Genomic DNA, 18,235 nt, shown 5'->3' on the forward strand with positions numbered 1-18,235 from the left:
GGCAACCTAACTTGAGGGGGGCAGGTCCCACCCCCCGGACCGAGATTTGTTTGCCGACCTGTCTAGACAGGCCTGTCAGCTCCTGCCGACGGCCCTCGCGGCGAGCAGGTCGGCGAAAGGTTCCGCGTTGGCTGGCGACACGTCGAGGTAGAGGCCCGGCTCGATCAGCTCGAGCTCGCTCACCACCCACTCGCCGCCCCAGCGCAGCAGGTCGACGCGGAGATAGTCCATCGGCCGGCCGAAGCGCTCGGCCATCGCGTCGTACGCGCTCATCACCAGGTCGCCGACGTCACCGGTCTCGACGGCGCGCACCCGGCCGCCGAACTCCTCGTTGACGCGTACGTCGCCCTCGCCGGGCAGCTTGTCGAAGCGCTGGCCGAGCCGCCCGTCGAGGACGTAGACCGACGCCTCGCCGTGCGTGCGGATCGACTCGACGAGCGGCTGGACGACCCACGGCCCGTCGACCTCGGGGTAGTCGGCGTGGCTGCGGACGGGTCGACCCAGGCGGGGGTCGTCGGGGTCGGTGACCACGAGGAGCCCCGCTCCCCCGGCGCCGACGCGGGGCTTGACGACCGCGGTGCCGAAGTGGCGCACCGCGTCGGCCAGGCCGGCACGGTCGTCGGCGAGCAGCGTCGGCACCGCCGGCAGGTCGCCGAGCTCGGTGAGGTAGCGCTTGTCATGGTTCCAGGCGAAGACGTCGGCGCCGTTGAGCAGGCGGGCCTGGTCGAGCGACCTCGCCCACGAGAGGAACTCCCCGTGGCGGGTGACGTAGTCCCAGGTGGACCGCACCGCGACGAGGTCGGAAGCAGACCAGTCGACGGACGGGTCGTCCCAGCGGGCCCAGGCGAAATCGGTGCCGCGGGCGAGGAGGACGGCGTCGAGGGCGCCCGCGCCGGGCTCCCCCTGCGGCAGGTCACCGCTGGTGGCGAGCAGGACGCTCATGCGTCGTCGGAGCCGTCGGAGTCGTCGGGCAGCTCGGAGGCGCCGTAGAGCTCGTGCGCGACGTTGTCGCGGTTGGTGCCCTCCCGGTTGTCGCCCTTCTCGATGATGACGAGGTTGTGGTAGCAGTGCACGGCCCGCACCCACTGGTCGGTGTAGGTCGGCTCGTAGCCCTCGAGGAGGAACTCCTCGTGGTTGAGGCCGTCGACGAGGTCCTTGACCAGGTCCATCGACGTGCCCGGGGCGCGCGGGTCGAGCTGCCCGCCCCACGCCGGCCAGTAGGACGTCTGGGTGTCCTCGATGCAGTAGATGCCACCGTCGGGCAGCAGGGGGAACAGGATCCGGAAGGACTCGCGCACGTGGGCCGGGATGTGGCTGCCGTCGTCGATGACCACCAGCGGCGCACCCTGCTCGTCGATGATGCGCTCGAGGACCTCAGGGTCGGTCTGGTCACCGAGGTAGGTGTGGATGTGGCCCCGCGTGAGCCACGACTTGTCCTCGATGTCGAGCCCGACGATGCGCGCCTTGGGGAAGAACCAGCGCCACATCTTCATCGAGGCGCCGCTCTTGCGACGCTTCTTGTAGCCGCCGATCCCGAGCTCGAGCAGCGTGAAGGACTCCCCGCGCAGGTGCTGGAGGTGGCGCTCGTAGTGGGGGGTGTACTTGTGGACGCCCCACTTGTCGGTGCGGAACTCGATGGCCAGCTCGGTCAGGTTGCTGGCCAGCAACCGACGGCGGCGCTCAGCCTTCGGGTCGAGCGGCTCGGGCTCGGCCGGCACGGGCGATGCCTGCATCCGGCCGGCCTTCTTGGCAGCCTTCTTGACGGCCTGGCCGGCTCGTCGAGCAGTGGTGCGCACCCGGGAACCCTAGCCTGACCCACCCACGTCGGGTGCGTGGTGCCCGAACGGCACGTCGGCCACCACGCCGAGGGCCGCGAGCACCGACGGGAGCATCGCCTTCGCCGTGCGCTTGTAGCCGTGCGCGCTCGGGTGGAAGCGGTCGAGGCTGAACATCTCCTCGGGGTTGGTGATGAAGAACGGGCCCACCACGTGTGCCAGCGAGACCACCCGCGCACCGCGCGCCAGCGCCGCCTCCCGCTGGGCCTCCGCCAGCTGCCGCGAGGCACGCGAGCCGAGCGCGCGCAGGGGTTGCGGCACCGGGCGGAGCGCACCGAGGTCCGGGCAGGTGCCGACGACGACCTCCGCCCCGCGGGCCCGCAGGTCCTCGACAGCCTCGGCCAGGTGGCGTACGGACTCGGCGACCGGCACCCGGTGGGTGACGTCGTTGCCGCCGACCACGATGACGGCCACGTCCGGGCGATATCCACGAGGCAGGGAGGCGAGCTGGGAGGCGAGCATGCTGCTCTCCGAGCCGACCACCGCCGCCGTCCTGAGCCGCACCGAGCGGCCGGCGCTGGAGGCGATGCCGCGCGCCAGTCGGCTGCCGAGGGTGTCCTTGGCCCGGTCCGCGCCCAGGCCGGCGGCGATCGAGTCGCCGAGCACCAACAGGTCCACCGGCTCGCCGTGCTTCTTCTTGTAGTGGCGGTCAGCGTCCGGCGCCCGCTCCCCCAACGGCTTGCCGATCGCGCGCCGGGCCTGCGCCGCCTGTCGGTGCAACAGCTCGCGCGCGCCGTACGCCGTCCCTCCCGCCACGCCGCCGAGGACGGCCAGCGCGACGCCGGCCCGGGTCAGGTGTCTGCTCCCCACGCCCCCTGTGAACCAGACCCACCTGAACACCTGCGCAACCCCGGGCATCCCGCCACCGAACGGCACCCCACACATGGGTCGATGTACTCAGGACAACGAGGCCGCGCCGGGCCACGGTGGAGGCATGACCGACACCTCGTCACCGGCACCCGCGCTCGCGACCCGCCCGGTCGCCCCGCACCAGCTCGCCTGGCTGCGCCACGAGCTCGCCGACTGGACCTCGGAGGGCATCATCGGCGAGGAGCAGGCCGCACGCATCTCGGCGCGCTACCACTCCGAGCACCACGCCCGCGTCAGCGTGGGCCGCGTCCTGCTCTACCTCGGCGGCGGCTTCGTCGGCGTCGGGCTGATCTGGCTGGTCGCCGCCAACCTCGATGAGCTCTCGCCCCTGACGCGCTTCGCGGCAGTGGCAGCCCTGTGGCTGGCCTTCCTCGTGGGCGGTGAGGCGCTCGCGGCGCGCCACGCCTCGCCGCCGCTGGTCGGCGCCGCACGACTCCTCGCCGCGCTCGGTGCCGGCGCCGTCATCTTCCAGGCGGCCCAGTCGCTGCAGGTCCCGGCGTACGAGCCCCGACTCATCGGCCTCTGGGCCGTCGGCGCGTTCATCCACGCCTACCTGACGCGGGCGCACATGCCCTTCCTCGTCGGTGTCGTCACGGGCGTCACCTGGTGGTTCATGCAGCCCCTGTGGGACGCCCAGGACGGGACCACGGTGGTTGTGCTGCTCGGCGCCGGCGGCGTCCTCGCCGCCGCCCTCGCGGTCCTGCACGACGGGTGGATCGACGGGTTCGCCTGGACCTGGCGCACCGTCGCCGGCGGCATGGCACTGGCGGCGCTCTTCGTCGCCGCGATCCCCGACGCGGGAAGCGACGGCCTGACGTGGTCGACCTGGCTCGTGGTCGCAGTGGCGGTCGCGGCAGCGGCGACGGTCGTTGCCGTCGTCGTCCGCCGCAGCGCAGGCATCCTTGAGCCGCTGGGCGCCATCGCCGTGCTGCTGACCGCCACGTCGCTGAGCCTGTGGTCGACCGGCACCGACACGACCGCCGTCGACGGGGCCGACTGGGCGCACGCGGCGATCTCCGTGGTCGCCTACGTGCTCCTGGCCGTCGCCCTCGTCGCGCTCGGGACCGTCCGCGACCACCAGGCCCTCACCTGGATGGCGATGGTCGGGCTGGTCGTCTTCACGACCTTCCAGAGCTTCGCCGTCTTCGCGCCGATCGTCACCGGCGCCTGGCTGTTCGTGGTACTCGGCACCGTCTTCCTCGGCACGGGCTTCCTGTTCGACCGGGCCCGCCGGGAGCTCGTGCAGGCCCTCGACCCCGCCGACACCGCCACCACCTCGAAGGGAACGGACCGATGAAGCTCATCCTGACCACCGCGGTCGTCGCCACCAGCCAGCTCGCACTGGTCGGTCTGGCCGTGGCACCGCAGCTCTCCGCCCGGGTCGCCGGCGACACCTACCTGGTGCGGGTGGCACCGGTGGACCCGATCGACCCGTTCCGTGGCGCGTACGTCGCACTCGACTACCCCGACCTGCGCCATGACGGGTCCCAGTCGTTCGTCGAGCCAGGCCTCGGCTCGCTGGAGGACGGGGAGTCCGGCGACGTCTACATCACGCTGGTCGAGGAGGACGGCGTCTGGGTCGGCGAGAAGTGGTCCCGCACGCGGCCGGACGACGGCCCCTACCTCGCCTGCGACGACCGGTCGTGGCAGGTCCGGTGCGGCATCGAGAGCTGGTTCCTCCCGCAGGACGACGCAAAGCAGGCCGAGGACCTGCTGCGCGACGGCGCGGTCGCCGAGCTGCGGGTCGACGACCGCGGCAACGCCGCCGTGGTCGACGTACGCGCTCCGTGACGGGCACTGTCGCCGGGGCTCAGCCCCCGGCGACCGCCGGGATCACCGAGATCTGCACGCCGTCGGGCGTGGCGGTCTCCAGCTCCTCGAGGAACCGCACGTCGTCGTTGCCGACGTAGACGTTGACGAAGCGGCGCAGCTTGCCCGCCTCGTCGAGGATGCGGCCCTTGATGCCGGAGTAGCTGGCGTCGAGGTCGTCGAGCACCGCGGCCAGGGTGTCGCCCTCGGCGCTGACCTCGGACTCACCGCCGGTGTAGGTGCGGAGGATGGTCGGGATGCGGACGGAAACACTCATGCTTGAATCTTCCTCTCAGAGGATTCCGGACGCCACGAAGGCGTCGTAGGAAGGCGCAATGGTGGCGACGGCGCCGACCCGGTCGGACACGGCGTCCAGGGTCTTGAGGCCGTGGCCGGTGTTGATCACGACGGTCTCGAGCGAGGTGTCGAGCTGGCCGCTCTCGACGAGCTTCTTCAGCACGCCGACCGTGGTGCCACCGGCGGTCTCCGTGAAGATCCCTTCGGTGCGGGCCAGCAGCACGATCGCCTCGCGAACCTCGTCATCGGTGATGTCCTCCACCGCACCGCCCGAGCGGCGACAGATGTCGAGGACGTAGATGCCGTCGGCCGGGTTGCCGATGGCCAGGCTCTTGGCGATGGTGTCGGGCTTGACCGGGCGGATCGCGTCGGTGCCGGCCTTGTAGGCGACCGAGACCGGCGAGCAGCCGGTGGCCTGGGCGCCGAAGACCTTGTAGGGCTTGTCCTCGACCAGGCCGAGGGCGATGAGCTCCTTGAAGGCCTTGTCGACCTTGGTCAGCTGCGAGCCGGACGCGACCGGGATGACGATCTGGTCGGGCAGCCGCCAGCCGAGCTGCTCGGCGATCTCGTAGCCCAGCGTCTTCGAGCCCTCGGCGTAGAAGGGGCGCACGTTGACGTTGACGAACGCCCAGCCCTCCTCCTCGCCGGCGATCTCCGACGCGAGCTTGTTGACGTCGTCGTAGTTGCCGTCGACCGCGACGAGATGGTCGGTGAAGACGGCCGAGTTGACCTGCTTGGGCTTCTCGAGGTTGCTCGGGATGAAGACGACCGTCTTGATCCCGGCCCGGGCGCCGGCCGCGGCGACGGCGTTGGCCAGGTTGCCGGTCGAGGGGCAGGCGAAGACCTTGGCGTCGAGCTCGCGGGCCGCGCTCAGGGCGCAGGCGACCACGCGATCCTTGAAGGAGTTGGTCGGGTTGGTCGAGTCGTCCTTGACCCACAGCTTCTCGAGGCCGAGCTCGCGGGCGAGGTTCTTCGCCTCGAGCAGCCGCGTGAAGCCGGGCTCGGTGTTGGGGCTCTGCTCGATGTCGTCGGGCACCGGCAGGAGCGCCTTGTAGCGCCAGATGTTGCGGGGGCCGGCGGCGATCTCCTCGCGGGTCACCGTCGGGAAGTCGTAGGCCACCTCGAGCGGCCCGAAGCACTCCGGACACGCGTAGGAGGGGCCGAGTGCGACCTCGTGCCCGCACTCGCGGCAGGCCAGGGCGCGGGCGTTGCCGAAGGCACCCTCGCGCAGGCCTTTCGACGGGGTGCCAGTGGTGTTCTCGTCCAACAGGGTGCTCATGAAGTCCTCCTTCTCATCTGTCCCCGCGACTCTCGCTGGGGTCGGATTTGGCACCTGCTCCCGCGACTGCCTGCCGTGAGGCGGACAGGAGGCTCGCGGGTGGTTGCCGGGACTTCGTCGGGCCGTTCCCTCAGTCCCTCGTGATGAGCACGCTCAGCCTAGGCAGGCCGTCTCACGATGTGCACATCGTGTCCACGATGTGGTCCGGACGGCGTCCGCGGTGCGGTCAGCGGCGAGCGGAGAGAGCGGTCAGGAGCTCGACGACGCCCTGAGGTCCGTCGACGACCACGTCGGCGAGCCGGACAAGGTCCGGCTGCTCGGTCGAGGCCGAGCACACGACCAGGCCGGGCAGGCCCTCGGCACGGAGCGAGCGGACCGCCTCGAACGCCTCGACGTCGCCGAGGTCGTCGCCGCCGAAGACCACCCCGGTGGCCTCCTGCTCGGCGACGAAGGCCCGCAGGGCATGGCCCTTGTGCATGTCACCCGAGCGCACCTCGATGACGTTGCGACCGGGCTCGATCGTGAGGTGGTGGCGCTCGGCGAGGGCGGAGATCGGCTTCACCAGCCGCTCGAAGGTGCCGGCCGGGTCGTCCATGCGGCGGGTGTGCACCGCGACCGCGAGGCCCTTCTCCTCGACGTACGCCCCGGTGGCGTCGGCGCTGCGCAGGACGGACGGCAGCTCGCGCTCGAAGCTCGCCAGCCCCGCCGGCGGCCGCGGCGACCGGATGCGCTGCTCGGTGGCCGACCAGCGCTCGTTGCCGTACTGGCCGAACACGAACAGCTCGGCACCGCGGTCGAGCATGGCGTTGCCGAGCGCGTCGAGGTCACCCATGGCGATGGCCTGGCGCGCCGGGCGACCGGTGATCACCGCGACCGCGCGCACCGCCTCGGCGAGCTCGAGCAGCGCGCCCGGGGCCGCGGGGTGCAGTCGGGCCGCCTCGGGGTCGTCGACCACCGGCGACAGCGTGCCGTCGAAGTCGAGGCCCACGACCACGCCGTCGAGGACGTCGCGTACGGCGTCGTAGTGGGCGCGCGCGTCGTCGGAGGTGAACTCCATGGGTCAACCCAACCACGTGCGGCGCACGTGCGCCGACCCTGCCCGCGGTTGCACCGGGGCGAGGGAAGCCAGAGGGGTCAGCGCGGGGCGTCGGCGGTGAGGATGATGGTGAGCCGGTCGCGCTTCATCACGCCGACGGCCGGCGCCGTGCGCTTGATCCCCAGGTCGAGGGCGAGCTGCTTGCCGGCGGCCTTGAGCCGGGGCGGGAAGTAGACGGTGCTGGTGGGGATGAGGCCCTGCCAGTTGTCCTCGCCGACCACGGCCCAGCCGACACCGGTGGCCTTCGTGGCGGTCTCGGCGGCGAGCCCCCGGATGCCGGAGTTGTTGTAGACCTCGACGTAGACCTCGCCCCGCTTGACCTGCGGCTTGGGCTTGGGCTCGGGCGACGGCGTCTCGGCCTCCGTCGGGGTCGGCTCGGCGCTGGGCGTCTGGTCGGCGCTGGCGATCGTGGCCGTGTCGACGCGGCGCTCGGTCGGCGCCTGGTCGCGGGTCGCGACGAAGGTGATCGAGGCCATCGCGACGGCGAGGACCGACAGCATCACGAGCGGGGACGGGAAGGCCACGCCGCGCTCGTCACGACGACGGGGCGCGGGTCGGCCGGGGCTGGGGAAGGAGGCCATGGGGAAGGTGACCAATCGTGAGAGGGCGGGCCGTGGAGTCAGAGGTGGTGTCAGATCTCGAACCCGAGGCGGCGCGCCGAGCGCTGCCGCTGGCGGGAGGCCCGCAGCCGACGGAGGCGGCGTACGAGCAGCGGGTCGGCCTCGAGCGCCTCGGGACGGTCGATCAGCGCGTTGAGGACCTGGTAGTAGCGGGTGGAGGACATGTCGAACTTCTCGCGGACGGCCTGCTCCTTGGCACCGGCGTACTTCCACCAGTGCCGCTCGAACTCGAGGATGTCGCCGTCGCGCTCGCTCAGCCCGGCAGCAGCCTCCTGCTGGGCTGTGATGTGCTCGGCTGCGTCCATCGGACATCTCCTCCTCGACCCCACACCACCCGTGACCGGGTGGACGAGGACGAGTCTAGGCGACGAACGACAACGATGTCATTCGCCTCCGGCGAGTCGTCTGGACAAAACCTGCGCCGGACTCGTGGAGCGCTCCGGCGGCCCGCCCGGACCGAGTCCGCGGGGACACCGCGGGGTGGTCTGCGTCTCACCGCCCGTCGCTAGGGTTGCGGACGTGAGTGCAGCGGCGCAGGCAGACCTCGTGATCGTGGCCAACCGGCTGCCCGTGGACCGGGTGCGCCAGCCGGACGGCTCGGTGTCGTGGCGGCCCTCCCCCGGCGGGCTCGTGACCGCCCTCGAGCCGGTGCTGCGGGCCAACGACGGCGCGTGGATCGGCTGGCCGGGCTCGGCCGACGACGAGTTCGAGCCGTTCGAGGAGAACGGGCTCTCCCTGATCCCGGTCGCGTTGAGCGCCCGGGAGGTCGAGGAGTTCTACGAGGGGTTCTCCAACGGCACGCTCTGGCCGCTCTACCACGACGTCATCGCCAAGCCGGAGTTCCACCGCGAGTGGTGGGACTCCTACGTCACGGTCAACCAGCGCTTCGCCGACCGGGCGGCCGAGGTGGCGGCGGAGGGGGCCACGGTCTGGGTGCAGGACTACCAGCTCCAGCTGGTGCCGCAGATGCTGCGTGCGTCGAGGCCTGACCTGCGGATCGGGTTCTACCTCCACATCCCCTTCCCGCCGGCCGAGCTCTTCTCGCAGCTGCCGTGGCGCCGCCAGATCCTCGAGGGGCTCCTGGGCGCGGACCTGATCGGCTTCCAGCTGCCGGGTGCGGCCGCGAACTTCGTACGCCTCGTACGCAGCCGGGTGGGCCACAAGACCCACCGCGACACCATCTACCTCCCGGACGGTCGGCCCGTGAGGGCGACCGCGTTCCCGATCTCGATCGACACGGCCGGGTTCGAGGAGCTGGCCCGCTCGGAGGCGGTGGAGGAGCGGGCCGCCGAGATCCGCGAGGCCCTCGGCAACCCGCGGCGGATCTTTCTCGGCGTCGACCGGCTCGACTACACCAAGGGCATCTACTCCCGGCTGCGGGCGTTCGGCGAGCTGGTGCGCGACGGGCACCTCGACGTGGAGGACGCCGTCTTCGTGCAGGTCGCGACGCCCTCCCGCGAGCGCGTGGAGCAGTACCGCATCCTTCGCGACGACATCGAGATGCTCGTCGGACGGATCAACGGCGACCACGGCAAGATCGGCAACCCCGCCATCCACTACCTGCACAACTCCTACCCCCGCGAGGAGATGGCCGCGTTCTACCGGGCGGCCGACATCATGGTGGTGACGCCGTTCCGCGACGGGATGAACCTCGTCGCCAAGGAGTACGTCGCCTGCCGCTTCGAGGACGACGGCGCCTTGGTGCTCTCGGAGTTCGCCGGCGCGGCACAGGAGCTGCGGCAGGCCTGGCTGGTCAACCCCTACGACATCGACGGCATGAAGTCCGCGCTGCTCGACGCCTTCGCCGCGGACAAGAAGGAGACCTCCCGGCGGATGCGGGCGATGCGCAGGACCGTCGTCCACCACGACGTGGCGAAGTGGGCCGCCGACTTCCTCCGCGAGCTCGAGGACCTGCCCGAGCACCACGACAAGACGGTGCGCGAGTCACGCTCGCGCTGAGCGCCCCGGTCCCCCGCTCGGCTCAGGCCGAGGTGCGTCGTGCCGGCGCGGTCTCGTCCTGGGCGACCATGATCGCCTCGATCTCGCTCACCAGGTCCGCGCCGAGGCGCGGCCAGGTCGGGTCGTAGCCGTAGACCTCACCGAGGCCCATCGCGGACCGCGTGCCGTCGAGGATGTCGATGTCGCGCGGCGCGATCAGGCCGGGGTGGACGACACCGATCGCCTCGGAGACCTTGAGCAGGTCGCGGCGCAACGAGCGGACGTAGTTGGCCGCCCGCACGCTCTTGAGGCCCACGTCGAGGCCGCGGGTGTAGCGGGGGTTCTGCGTCGCGATGCCGACCGGGCAGTGGTCGGTGTGGCACTTCTGGGCCTGGATGCAGCCGATCGACAGCATCGCCTCGCGGCCCACGCTGACCATGTCGGCGCCGAGCGCGAACGCGACGACGGCGTTCTCCGGCACGCCGAGCTTGCCCGCGCCGACGAACACGACGTCGTCGCTGAGGCCGGCGGCCGCGAACCGGCGCCACACCTCGCTGAAGCCGATGCGGAACGGGTAGGCCACGGAGTCGGCGAAGATCATCGGCGCGGCGCCCGTGCCGCCCTCGCCCCCGTCGACGTTGACGAAGTCGACGCCGCGGGTCCCGGACCCCATCTCCTGGACGAGCTCGTCCCACATCGTGAGGTTGCCGACCGCCGACTTGATCCCGACCGGCAGGCCGGTGGCCTGCGCCACGGACTCGACGAAGTCGAGCATGGAGTCGATGTCGTGGAAGACGGTGTGGCGGCTGGGTGACGCGCAGTCCTTGCCCTCCTCGATGCCACGGATCTCGGCGATCTCCCTGCTCACCTTCTCGCCGGGGAGCATGCCGCCGAGCCCGGGCTTGGCGCCCTGGCTGAGCTTGACCTCGATCGCGCGCACCGGTGCCGACTGCACCACGTCGACGAGCCGCGCCATGTCGAAGCGGCCGTGCTCGTCGCGGCAGCCGAAGTAGGAGGTGCCGATCTGGAAGACGATGTCGCCGCCGTTGCGGTGGTGGGGCGAGAGGGCGCCCTCGCCGGTGTTCTGGAAGCAGCCGGCCATGGCCGCGCCCTTGTTGAGCGACTCGATGGCCTTGCCCGACAGCGCGCCGAAGCTCATGCCGGAGATGTTGACGACCGAGGAGGGCCGGAAGGCGTGCGTACGACCGCGCGCGGCGCCCATCACCTTGGCACAGGGCAGCACGATCTCCTCCTGCGCGTGCGGCATCGTGGCCGCCCCCGGACCGGTGAAGGTGCGGTGCTTGATGATCGGGTAGCCCTCGACCCGCTCCACGTCGTTGTCGGTGCCGAAGCCGAAGTAGTTGTTCTCCAGCTTGGAGCTGGCGTAGATCCAGCGACGCTGGTCACGGCTGAACGGGCGCTCCTCGTCGTTGCTGGTGACGATGTACTGCCGCAGCTCGGGCCCGAACCTCTCCAGGAAGAAGCGGGCGTGCCCGATCACCGGGAAGTTGCGGACGATCGCGTGCTTCGTCTGGACCAGGTCGTGCACGGTCGTCGCGGCCGCCGCCGCTGCCGTGCCGCCGAGGATGGCGTACCTCCACTTCATGACCCGTTCCTAGCCCTCCCGTGACGCGTTGTCGAGGACGGACCGTCCCGATGGAGGGGTCAGGCGAGCTCCCCGCGCGCGATGCTCACCCCTGAGTGGGTGGGGTCGCCGTCGTCGGGCTCGACCGAGATGTCGACGATGCGGTAGCCCTCGTCGATCAGGTCCATGGGGACGGCGAACTCGCCCTCGTCGCCCGAGGCGAGCAGGCCGATGGAGATCATCCGCTCGCCGTCGACGTTGATCAGCCACACCTCGTGCACGCCGGGCTCGTCGCCGAGCTCGCTCGCGCTGACCCGGATGGTGAAGGTGTCGTCGGTCTTCACGGCGCTCGCCTCGCCGCGCCCGGCGTCGCTGTCGAGGGCGGTGAGAGGGGTCGCGGCCACGACGGTCCCGGTGTCCGCCGGCGGGTCGACCGCCTCAGGCGGCTCGTCCGTCCCCGTGCCGAGGCGCCCGAGACCGACTCCGGCCAGGAGGGCGAGCGCGGCGGCGACGCCGGCCAGCCACAGCGGTACGCCGCGTCGGGACGTCGGCTCCGCGCGGACGGGCAGCGGGGCCGGCGGGGCGTCGCCCGACCGGACCTCCGCCAGCACCTGCGCGCGCAGCTCAGCGGGGGGCGGGACCAGGGCGTCGGCGCCGGCGCGGCGGCGTACGCCGGTGAACGCGGCGACCAGCCCTGCGCACTCGGGGCACGTCTCGACGTGCTCACGCACGTCGACGGGGCCGTCCGTGGGGTCGAGGGCGAGCCCGGCGAGCTGCTCGGGATCAACGTGACTCATGGCGCACCCCCTCGAGCTGCTCGTGGAGCTTCATCAGGCCACGGCGGACGTGGCTCTTCACGGTGCCGAGCGGCAGGCCGACCTTCTCGGCGATCTCGGCGTGGCTGCGCTCCTCCCAGAAGGCGAGGAACACGATGGTGCGGCGGGGGTCGGGCAGGTCCTCGACTGCTTGCCTCACGACCAGTTGTTCGGCGACGTCCTGGTCGGCGGACAGGTGCAGGTCGTGCGTGCTCGGCAGCGACACCACTGCAGCGACCTTCGCTGCGTCGCGGGCGCGGGCCGCTCGTACGTCGGCGACCTTGTGGCGGGCGATCCCCACCAGCCAGGCCGGGAGGGCGGAGGGGCTCGGGGTCAGCGTGTGGCGGCTGCGCCACGCAGCGACGAACACCTGCTGGGTGACATCCTCCGCGTCGTGGCTGTCGCGCAGGGCACGGAGGGCGTAGGTGTGCACGAGCGCCGACCAGCGGTCGTAGACCTCCTCGAGGGCGGTCTCGTCGCCGGCGACGAGACGAGTGGCGAGCGCGTGGACGCCGGCGTCCTGCTCGTCCTCGAACGCCATCGCCTCGGTCACCACCGGGCCACCGTACCGGCGTGCCGCGCGGGCGGGGAGCGGGATGATGGTCACCGTCGCTCCCCGCCCGTCAGGCGTCCGTGACGCCGCGTCTCAGAGGTCGATCGGGCGGAGAACCCGGTCGATGCCGTGGGCGACCTGCTTGTTGCCCTTGTTGAGGTCGAGGGCCTTGAGCGCGGCCTTCGGGTCCTGGGCGTTCTTGTCGCGGTCCTTGAGCGTGACGCTCACGCTCGGCTTGGTCTTGACCTTGACGGTGATCTTGCCGCCCTGGGCGGTGGTCAGCTTCGCGCCGTTGGCCTTGAGGACCTTGTTGCTGGTCAGCGTCGCGCCCGGGACGACGTGGTAGAGCAGGACGGTCTCGATCGTGTCGACACCGGCGAGCTCGACGAGCGCGTCGAAGATCTTCTTCTCGCTCTTGATCGTCTTGCCGGTCAGGTCCTTGGCCAGCAGGCGGAACGCCTCGTCGGTGGGCGCGAATACCGTCAGGCGCTTGCTGCCGTCGGCCAGCAGCGCGACCGGGGAGTCGGGCTTGGCGGCGACCACGGCGAGGGCGGCCTCGGTGACGATGTCGAAGTCGGCCTTGTTCTTGTCGAACGTGTTGCCGTCGGAGGTGAGGAGGGCCGCGAGGCTGTCCTCACCGGCGGCCTTGGCGCTCGCGGCGGGGGCCGTGGCCTGCACCGCGCCCAGGGCGAGGGCCGAGGCGGCGAGGATGGCGGGAACGCGTCGCTTCATGAGGGGTCCTTCCGTCAGGGGCGCCCGTTGGCGCCCGTCCCCCTCTTCTCGGGACCAACCCCGCCACTGGATGCACCGCCGCCGAAGTTTCTCTGCACGTAGATTTCCTCCATGGACCTGATCCCCAAGCCCGACCAGGTGGTCGCCGCGGCCGGCAACGTCGCGCACACGCTGCTCTACGGCGGGCTGGCCGACCTGCGGCCGATGCCCCGGACGCTGATCGACGACGGCGAGCTGCGCGAGGTCTACCACTACCGCCCGGCCGCGGGCGTCCCCCAGACCGGCGACCCGGTCCTGCTGGTGACGCCGCTGGCGGCGCCGTCGCTGTGCTTCGACCTGCGCCGCGACTGCTCCCTGGTCGAGCACCTCGTCACGCAGGGGCGTCCGACCTACCTGCTGGAGTACGGGCAGGTCTCCTTCAAGAACCGGGCGCTGGGCATGGAGCACTGGGTCGACGAGGTGCTGCCCGAGGCGATCCGGGTCGTCAGCGAGCACGCGGGCGGCCGCGGGGTGCACCTCGTCGGCTGGAGCCTCGGCGGGATCTTCACCCTCCTCGTCGCGGCCGATCGCCAGGACCTGCCGATCGCCTCGATCACCGTCGTCGGGTCCCCGGTCGACGTGACCAAGGTGCCGCTCGTCGCGCCGGTGCGGCCGCTGCTCAACCTGACGCAGGGCACGGGCGTCGTCACACGGGCCTACCGACTCCTGGGTGGCGTACCGACCCCCTTCGTCAGCTGGGCCTTCACCGCCGTCTCCGCACAGAAGGTGCTCACCAAGCCGCTCGCGGTGCTGACGCACCTCGACGACACCGACTACCTCGCCCAGATGGAGGCGGTCACCCGCTTCATGTCCAACATGACGGCCTACCCGGGCCGCACGTTCGGGCAGCTCTACCACCGCTTCGTCAAGGGCAACGCGCTCGCGACGGGCCGCATGGAGATCGGCGACCGGACCATCGACCTCGCCGCGATCTCGGTGCCGACGCTGGTGTTCGCGGGCAACACCGACGGCATCGCCCCGCTGCCTGCCGTACGCGCCGTGGTGCCGCTGCTGACCGGCTCGCCGCAGGTGCGCTTCGAGGTCGTGCCCGGCGGACACCTCGGCATGCTCACCGGCCGAGCCGCCCGTTCGACGACCTGGACCGCGATCGACGAGTGGGTGGACGAGTGGTCGCGCGGCCCGGCTCCGACGAAGGCATCCCCCGGCTCGATCGGCTCCAACCCCACGCGCCGCTACGGCTCGGCCGGCTCCCGCGCGCTGGGTGGACGATGAGGACGTCCGTCGACGCGGGGCGGCTGCCCCTCGGCGTACGCATCGGCTACGGCAGCGGCTCGGTCGCGACCGGGGCGTTCGGCACGGTGCCGGGCCTGATGCTCCTGCCCTACCTCACCGACGAGCTCGGCATCGCCGCGCTCTGGGCCGGCGTCATCGTCTTCCTCCCGAAGGCGTGGGACGTCGTCCTCAACCCGATCGCCGGGCGGGTCAGCGACCGCACGGTCGACCCGGCCGGTCCGCGACGCCCGTGGCTGGTCCGCGCCGGGCTGATGCTGGCGGGAGCGTTCGCGCTGATCTTCGCCGCACCCGACCTCGACAGCCGGTGGCTCGAGGCCGGGTGGGTGCTCCTCTTCTTCGTGCTCGCCGCGTCGGCGTACGCGTTCTTCCAGGTGCCCTACGTCGCCATGCCGGCCGAGATCACCTCGTCCTACGACGAGCGCACGCGGCTGATGACGTGGCGGGTCGCGATCCTGGCGTTCACGATCATGCTGGCCGGTGCGACGGCTCCGGTGATCCGGGACGCGGTCGGCGGGCGCGACGGCTACCGGGTGATGGGCGTCGTGATGGCGACGGTCATCCTCGTGGGTGTCCTCGCCGCCTGGTGGGGCACCCGGCGCGCGCCGATCGGGGCGGTCGGCGCGGGCGCCGGCACGCTGCGCCAGCAGCTGCAGGTGGTCTCCCGGGCCCGCGACTTCCGGGTGCTGCTCACCACCTTCGTCCTGCAGGCGCTCGCGACCGGGTGCATGCTCGCCGGCGTCGCCTACGTCGCCGAGGACCTGCTGGGACGCACCTCGGCGGCCACCATCCTGTTCGTCTGCTTCGTCGGCCCGGCGCTGCTGCTGACGCCGCTGTGGGCCCGCTGGGGTGAGCGGGTGGGCAAGAAGCAGGGCTACGTCGCCTCGTCGCTGCTCCTCGCCGCGGGCGCCGCCCTCGCCGTGCTGGCGCGGGGCGGCAACGACGTCTGGACGTTCGTGGCGACGGGCCTCGTCGGCGTCGGCTACGCCGGCTGCCAGGTGTTCCCGATGGCGATGCTGCCCGACGTCGCTGCGGTGGATGCGGCCCGGACCGGGGAGAACCGGGCGGGGGTCTACACCGGCGTCTGGACGGCAGGCGAGACGCTCGGCCTCGCCCTGGGCCCGGCGCTCTTCGCCCTGATGCTCGCGCTCGGCGGCTACCTGTCGAGCGAGGGCCGCGACATCAGCCAACCCGACTCCGCGCTCACGACGATCGCGCTGGGCTTCTCGATCGTGCCGGCGATCCTGACGGTGGTCAGCCTGTGGTGGCTGCGCCAGTACACCCTCGACCCCGCCGAGGTGGCGGCGGCGGAAGGAGCAGTCCAGTGACCGACGCGATCCAGAGGCTCGCCGCCCTCCAGACCCGGGACCTGCCCGTGCACGGAGGCCGCACGCTGGCCTACGTCTACGACTCCGGCGACCCCGAGGTCGACCGTGTCGCCCGGGAGGCGGTCGCGGCCTACGCCGCCTCCAACGCGCTCGACCCGACGGCGTTCCCGTCGCTGCTGCAGATGGAGAACGAGCTCGTCGGCTTCGCCTGCGGACTCCTCGACGCCCCGGCCTCCGCGGTCGGGACGGTGACGTCGGGCGGCACGGAGTCGATCCTCCTGGCGGTCCAGGGGGCACGCGACAGCCGCCCGGACGTCGTACGCCCACGGATGGTGCTGCCCGCCACCGCGCACGCCGCCTTCCACAAGGCCGCGCACTACTTCGGCGTCGAGGCCTTCCTCGTGCCGGTCGGCCCGGACTTCCGGGCCGACGCCGCTGCGATGGCCGACGCCATCGACGACGACACGGTGCTGGTCGTGGCCAGCGCTCCGTCGTACGCGCACGGGGTCGTCGACCCGGTGACCGAGATCGCGGCGGCTGCTGCGGCCCGCGGGGTCCGCTGCCACGTGGACGCCTGCATCGGCGGGTGGGTACTTCCGTACGCCGCCCGCTTGGGGCGCCCGGTGCCGCCGTGGACCTTCGCCGTCGAGGGCGTCACGTCGATCTCCGTCGACACCCACAAGTACGCCTACGCGCCGAAGGGCACCTCGCTCCTGCTGCACCGCGACGCCGCGCTGCGCAAGCCGCAGTTCTTCGCCTCCGCGGCGTGGCCGGGCTACACGATGCTCAACGCCACGACGCAGTCCACCCGCTCGGGCGGCCCCGTCGCCGGCACGTGGGCCGTGGTCGAGCACATCGGCGACGACGGCTACCTCGCCCTCGCGGATCGCGCCCTCGCCGCGGTCGACGCCATCGTGGCGTGCATCGAGGGCGAGCCGGCGCTCCGGGTGGTGGTGGCGCCGGACTCCACCCTCGTGACCCTGGCGACCGACGCGTCCTGCGATCCCTTCACCCTCACCGACGAGCTGGTGTCGCGCGGGTGGTACGTCCAGCCGCAGCTGTCCTTCGGGGACGCCGGGCCGAGCATCCACCTGTCGGTGAGCGCCGGCACGCACGCCCACGTCGAGGAGTTCGCCTCGGCGCTCTCGGCCTCCGTGGCGGCGGCGCAGGCGGCCGGCCCGGTGGCCGTCGACCCCGGCGTGGTCGGCTTCATCGAGGCGCTCGACCCGACCGCTCTCGGCGACGACGACTTCGACGGCCTGCTCGCCGCGTCGGGCCTCGTCGGGGAGTCCGCCGACGGCGAGCTCGAGCTGCCGAGCCGGATGGCGGAGGTCAACGCGATGCTCGACGTCGCGTCGCCGGCCATGCGGGAGGCGTTGCTGGTGGCCTTCCTCGACCGGCTCCAGCGACCCGTCCGAACGGACGTCCGATGAGCGCGCTCGCTGGGCTCGTCGAGAAGGGGCTGGTGGCCCCCGACTGGGCCGAGGCCCTCGCGCCCGTCGACGACCGGATCGCGGCGATGGGCGGGTTCCTGCGCGAGGAGGTGGCCGCCGACCGCGGCTACCAGCCGGCGGGCGACCTGGTGCTGCGGGCGTTCCAGCGCCCGCTCGCCGACGTACGCGTCCTGGTCGTGGGGCAGGACCCCTACCCCAACCCCGCCCACCCGATCGGCCTGAGCTTCGCCGTCGAGCGGCACGTCTGGCCGCTGCCGCCCAGCCTGCTCAACATCTACGTCGAGCTGCGCGACGACCTCGGCATCGTGCCGCCGCGCCACGGCGACCTGTCGGCGTGGGCCGACCAGGGCGTGATGCTGCTCAACCGCACCCTGACGGTCCGGCCGGGCGACTCCAACAGCCACCAGGGCAAGGGGTGGGAGCCGATCACCGAGCGAGCCATCGCCGCGCTCGCCGAGCGCGGCGGGCCGTGCGCGGCCGTCCTGTGGGGCCGGCACGCGCAGAAGCTCAAGCCGCTGCTCGGCGAGGTGCCGTGCGTGGAGTCGGTCCACCCCTCCCCGCTCAGCGCCCGGCGTGGGTTCTTCGGCTCCAAGCCCTTCAGCACGGTCAACCGGCTGCTGGAGGAGCAGGGCGCCGAGCCGGTCGACTGGACCCTGCCGGCGTACGACACTGGCCGGGACGGGTAGTCCACCGGGGAACGGTCGAGCTCGACGCGTGTGGGCCACCACTTGCCG

General features: G+C 72.0%; 19 protein-coding genes and 1 riboswitch. Of the genes, 7 read left to right on the top strand and 12 right to left on the bottom strand.

Going from position 1 to position 18,235, the window contains the following annotated elements:
• Window positions 1–75: 75 nt before the first annotated feature.
• The 3 genes from JOD65_RS21750 to JOD65_RS21760 are packed head-to-tail and all read right to left on the bottom strand — an operon-like array spanning window position 76 to window position 2,645.
• Window positions 76–942, bottom strand: a complete 867-nt coding sequence (locus tag JOD65_RS21750) for an ATP-grasp domain-containing protein (RefSeq protein ID WP_191194559.1) — start codon at window positions 940–942, stop codon at window positions 76–78.
• Window positions 939–1,796: a class I SAM-dependent methyltransferase gene (locus JOD65_RS21755; RefSeq protein WP_191194558.1), complete on the bottom strand. Its 858-nt coding sequence runs from the start codon at window positions 1,794–1,796 to the stop codon at window positions 939–941. Before JOD65_RS21755 ends, JOD65_RS21750 begins: the two co-directional genes overlap by 4 nt.
• A gap of 9 nt (window positions 1,797–1,805) precedes the next feature.
• The gene (locus JOD65_RS21760; protein ID WP_307821330.1) at window positions 1,806–2,645 is read right to left on the bottom strand and encodes an SGNH/GDSL hydrolase family protein; all 840 of its coding nucleotides are present in this window, start codon (window positions 2,643–2,645) and stop codon (window positions 1,806–1,808) included.
• Window positions 2,646–2,769: 124 nt separating this feature from the next.
• Between JOD65_RS21760 and JOD65_RS21765 the strand changes: the two genes are divergently transcribed.
• Window positions 2,770–4,002, top strand: coding sequence for a DUF2157 domain-containing protein (locus tag JOD65_RS21765; protein WP_191194556.1), 1,233 nt, complete (start codon window positions 2,770–2,772; stop codon window positions 4,000–4,002).
• Window positions 3,999–4,496, top strand: a complete 498-nt coding sequence (locus tag JOD65_RS21770; RefSeq protein ID WP_191194555.1) for a GDYXXLXY domain-containing protein — start codon at window positions 3,999–4,001, stop codon at window positions 4,494–4,496. The genes JOD65_RS21765 and JOD65_RS21770 overlap by 4 nt, the downstream gene beginning before the upstream one ends.
• 19 nt (window positions 4,497–4,515) lie before the next feature.
• Here JOD65_RS21770 and JOD65_RS21775 read toward each other — a convergent pair whose 3' ends face one another.
• The 5 genes from JOD65_RS21775 to napA all read right to left on the bottom strand — a co-directional run bounded on the left by JOD65_RS21775 (window position 4,516) and on the right by napA (window position 8,111).
• A complete protein-coding gene (locus JOD65_RS21775) occupies window positions 4,516–4,791 on the bottom strand; it encodes a MoaD/ThiS family protein (protein WP_191194554.1) in 276 nt (91 codons plus the stop codon).
• Between the two features lie 15 nt (window positions 4,792–4,806).
• On the bottom strand, window positions 4,807–6,090 hold the full coding sequence (thrC, locus tag JOD65_RS21780; protein WP_191194553.1) for a threonine synthase: 1,284 nt from the start codon (window positions 6,088–6,090) through the stop codon (window positions 4,807–4,809).
• Between the two features lie 10 nt (window positions 6,091–6,100).
• A riboswitch (SAM riboswitch) is annotated at window positions 6,101–6,240 on the bottom strand.
• Between the two features lie 76 nt (window positions 6,241–6,316).
• The gene (gene otsB / locus JOD65_RS21785; protein ID WP_191194552.1) at window positions 6,317–7,147 is read right to left on the bottom strand and encodes a trehalose-phosphatase; all 831 of its coding nucleotides are present in this window, start codon (window positions 7,145–7,147) and stop codon (window positions 6,317–6,319) included.
• 77 nt (window positions 7,148–7,224) lie between these two features.
• On the bottom strand, window positions 7,225–7,710 hold the full coding sequence (locus JOD65_RS21790) for a LytR C-terminal domain-containing protein (protein WP_307821332.1): 486 nt from the start codon (window positions 7,708–7,710) through the stop codon (window positions 7,225–7,227).
• 107 nt (window positions 7,711–7,817) lie between these two features.
• Complete coding sequence (gene napA, locus JOD65_RS21795; protein WP_191194550.1) at window positions 7,818–8,111, bottom strand: nucleoid-associated protein NapA; 294 nt, start codon at window positions 8,109–8,111, stop codon at window positions 7,818–7,820.
• Window positions 8,112–8,325: 214 nt separating this feature from the next.
• On the opposite strand from napA, the gene JOD65_RS21800 reads away from it, so the two are divergent.
• Window positions 8,326–9,765: an alpha,alpha-trehalose-phosphate synthase (UDP-forming) gene (locus tag JOD65_RS21800; protein ID WP_307821333.1), complete on the top strand. Its 1,440-nt coding sequence runs from the start codon at window positions 8,326–8,328 to the stop codon at window positions 9,763–9,765.
• Between the two features lie 22 nt (window positions 9,766–9,787).
• On the opposite strand, the gene JOD65_RS21805 is transcribed toward JOD65_RS21800, so the two are convergent.
• Genes JOD65_RS21805 through JOD65_RS21820 form a run of 4 tightly spaced genes read right to left on the bottom strand, consistent with a single transcriptional unit; the run spans window position 9,788 to window position 13,429 of the window.
• Window positions 9,788–11,350: an FMN-binding glutamate synthase family protein gene (locus tag JOD65_RS21805; RefSeq protein WP_191194548.1), complete on the bottom strand. Its 1,563-nt coding sequence runs from the start codon at window positions 11,348–11,350 to the stop codon at window positions 9,788–9,790.
• Between the two features lie 59 nt (window positions 11,351–11,409).
• Complete coding sequence (locus JOD65_RS21810) at window positions 11,410–12,126, bottom strand: anti-sigma factor (RefSeq protein WP_191194547.1); 717 nt, start codon at window positions 12,124–12,126, stop codon at window positions 11,410–11,412.
• A complete protein-coding gene (locus JOD65_RS21815; protein ID WP_204811335.1) occupies window positions 12,113–12,751 on the bottom strand; it encodes an RNA polymerase sigma factor in 639 nt (212 codons plus the stop codon). The genes JOD65_RS21810 and JOD65_RS21815 overlap by 14 nt, the downstream gene beginning before the upstream one ends.
• Before the next feature lie 39 nt (window positions 12,752–12,790).
• The gene (locus tag JOD65_RS21820; protein ID WP_191194546.1) at window positions 12,791–13,429 is read right to left on the bottom strand and encodes a fasciclin domain-containing protein; all 639 of its coding nucleotides are present in this window, start codon (window positions 13,427–13,429) and stop codon (window positions 12,791–12,793) included.
• Between the two features lie 111 nt (window positions 13,430–13,540).
• Between JOD65_RS21820 and JOD65_RS21825 the strand changes: the two genes are divergently transcribed.
• The 4 genes from JOD65_RS21825 to JOD65_RS21840 are packed head-to-tail and all read left to right on the top strand — an operon-like array spanning window position 13,541 to window position 18,187.
• Complete coding sequence (locus JOD65_RS21825; RefSeq protein WP_204811337.1) at window positions 13,541–14,701, top strand: alpha/beta fold hydrolase; 1,161 nt, start codon at window positions 13,541–13,543, stop codon at window positions 14,699–14,701.
• The gene (locus JOD65_RS21830) at window positions 14,698–16,047 is read left to right on the top strand and encodes an MFS transporter (RefSeq protein WP_191194545.1); all 1,350 of its coding nucleotides are present in this window, start codon (window positions 14,698–14,700) and stop codon (window positions 16,045–16,047) included. The genes JOD65_RS21825 and JOD65_RS21830 overlap by 4 nt, the downstream gene beginning before the upstream one ends.
• Window positions 16,044–17,480, top strand: coding sequence for a pyridoxal phosphate-dependent decarboxylase family protein (locus JOD65_RS21835; RefSeq protein WP_191194544.1), 1,437 nt, complete (start codon window positions 16,044–16,046; stop codon window positions 17,478–17,480). Before JOD65_RS21830 ends, JOD65_RS21835 begins: the two co-directional genes overlap by 4 nt.
• Complete coding sequence (locus tag JOD65_RS21840) at window positions 17,477–18,187, top strand: uracil-DNA glycosylase (RefSeq protein WP_191194543.1); 711 nt, start codon at window positions 17,477–17,479, stop codon at window positions 18,185–18,187. Before JOD65_RS21835 ends, JOD65_RS21840 begins: the two co-directional genes overlap by 4 nt.
• Window positions 18,188–18,235: the final 48 nt, after the last annotated feature.

The sequence above is a fragment of the Nocardioides cavernae genome, assembly GCF_016907475.1.
GTDB classification, from domain to species: domain Bacteria; phylum Actinomycetota; class Actinomycetes; order Propionibacteriales; family Nocardioidaceae; genus Nocardioides; species Nocardioides cavernae.

What these genes read in the sequence shown, in the direction of transcription:
- JOD65_RS21750 (WP_191194559.1), bottom strand. Translation starts at nt 942, where the DNA reads ATGAGCGTCCTGCTCGCCACCAGCGGTGACCTGCCGCAGGGGGAGCCC.
- JOD65_RS21765 (WP_191194556.1), top strand. Translation starts at nt 2,770, where the DNA reads ATGACCGACACCTCGTCACCGGCACCCGCGCTCGCGACCCGCCCGGTC.
- JOD65_RS21770 (WP_191194555.1), top strand. Translation starts at nt 3,999, where the DNA reads ATGAAGCTCATCCTGACCACCGCGGTCGTCGCCACCAGCCAGCTCGCA.
- JOD65_RS21775 (WP_191194554.1), bottom strand. Translation starts at nt 4,791, where the DNA reads ATGAGTGTTTCCGTCCGCATCCCGACCATCCTCCGCACCTACACCGGC.
- thrC (WP_191194553.1), bottom strand. Translation starts at nt 6,090, where the DNA reads ATGAGCACCCTGTTGGACGAGAACACCACTGGCACCCCGTCGAAAGGC.
- otsB (WP_191194552.1), bottom strand. Translation starts at nt 7,147, where the DNA reads ATGGAGTTCACCTCCGACGACGCGCGCGCCCACTACGACGCCGTACGC.
- napA (WP_191194550.1), bottom strand. Translation starts at nt 8,111, where the DNA reads ATGGACGCAGCCGAGCACATCACAGCCCAGCAGGAGGCTGCTGCCGGG.
- JOD65_RS21805 (WP_191194548.1), bottom strand. Translation starts at nt 11,350, where the DNA reads ATGAAGTGGAGGTACGCCATCCTCGGCGGCACGGCAGCGGCGGCGGCC.
- JOD65_RS21810 (WP_191194547.1), bottom strand. Translation starts at nt 12,126, where the DNA reads ATGAGTCACGTTGATCCCGAGCAGCTCGCCGGGCTCGCCCTCGACCCC.
- JOD65_RS21820 (WP_191194546.1), bottom strand. Translation starts at nt 13,429, where the DNA reads ATGAAGCGACGCGTTCCCGCCATCCTCGCCGCCTCGGCCCTCGCCCTG.
- JOD65_RS21825 (WP_204811337.1), top strand. Translation starts at nt 13,541, where the DNA reads ATGGACCTGATCCCCAAGCCCGACCAGGTGGTCGCCGCGGCCGGCAAC.
- JOD65_RS21830 (WP_191194545.1), top strand. Translation starts at nt 14,698, where the DNA reads ATGAGGACGTCCGTCGACGCGGGGCGGCTGCCCCTCGGCGTACGCATC.
- JOD65_RS21840 (WP_191194543.1), top strand. Translation starts at nt 17,477, where the DNA reads ATGAGCGCGCTCGCTGGGCTCGTCGAGAAGGGGCTGGTGGCCCCCGAC.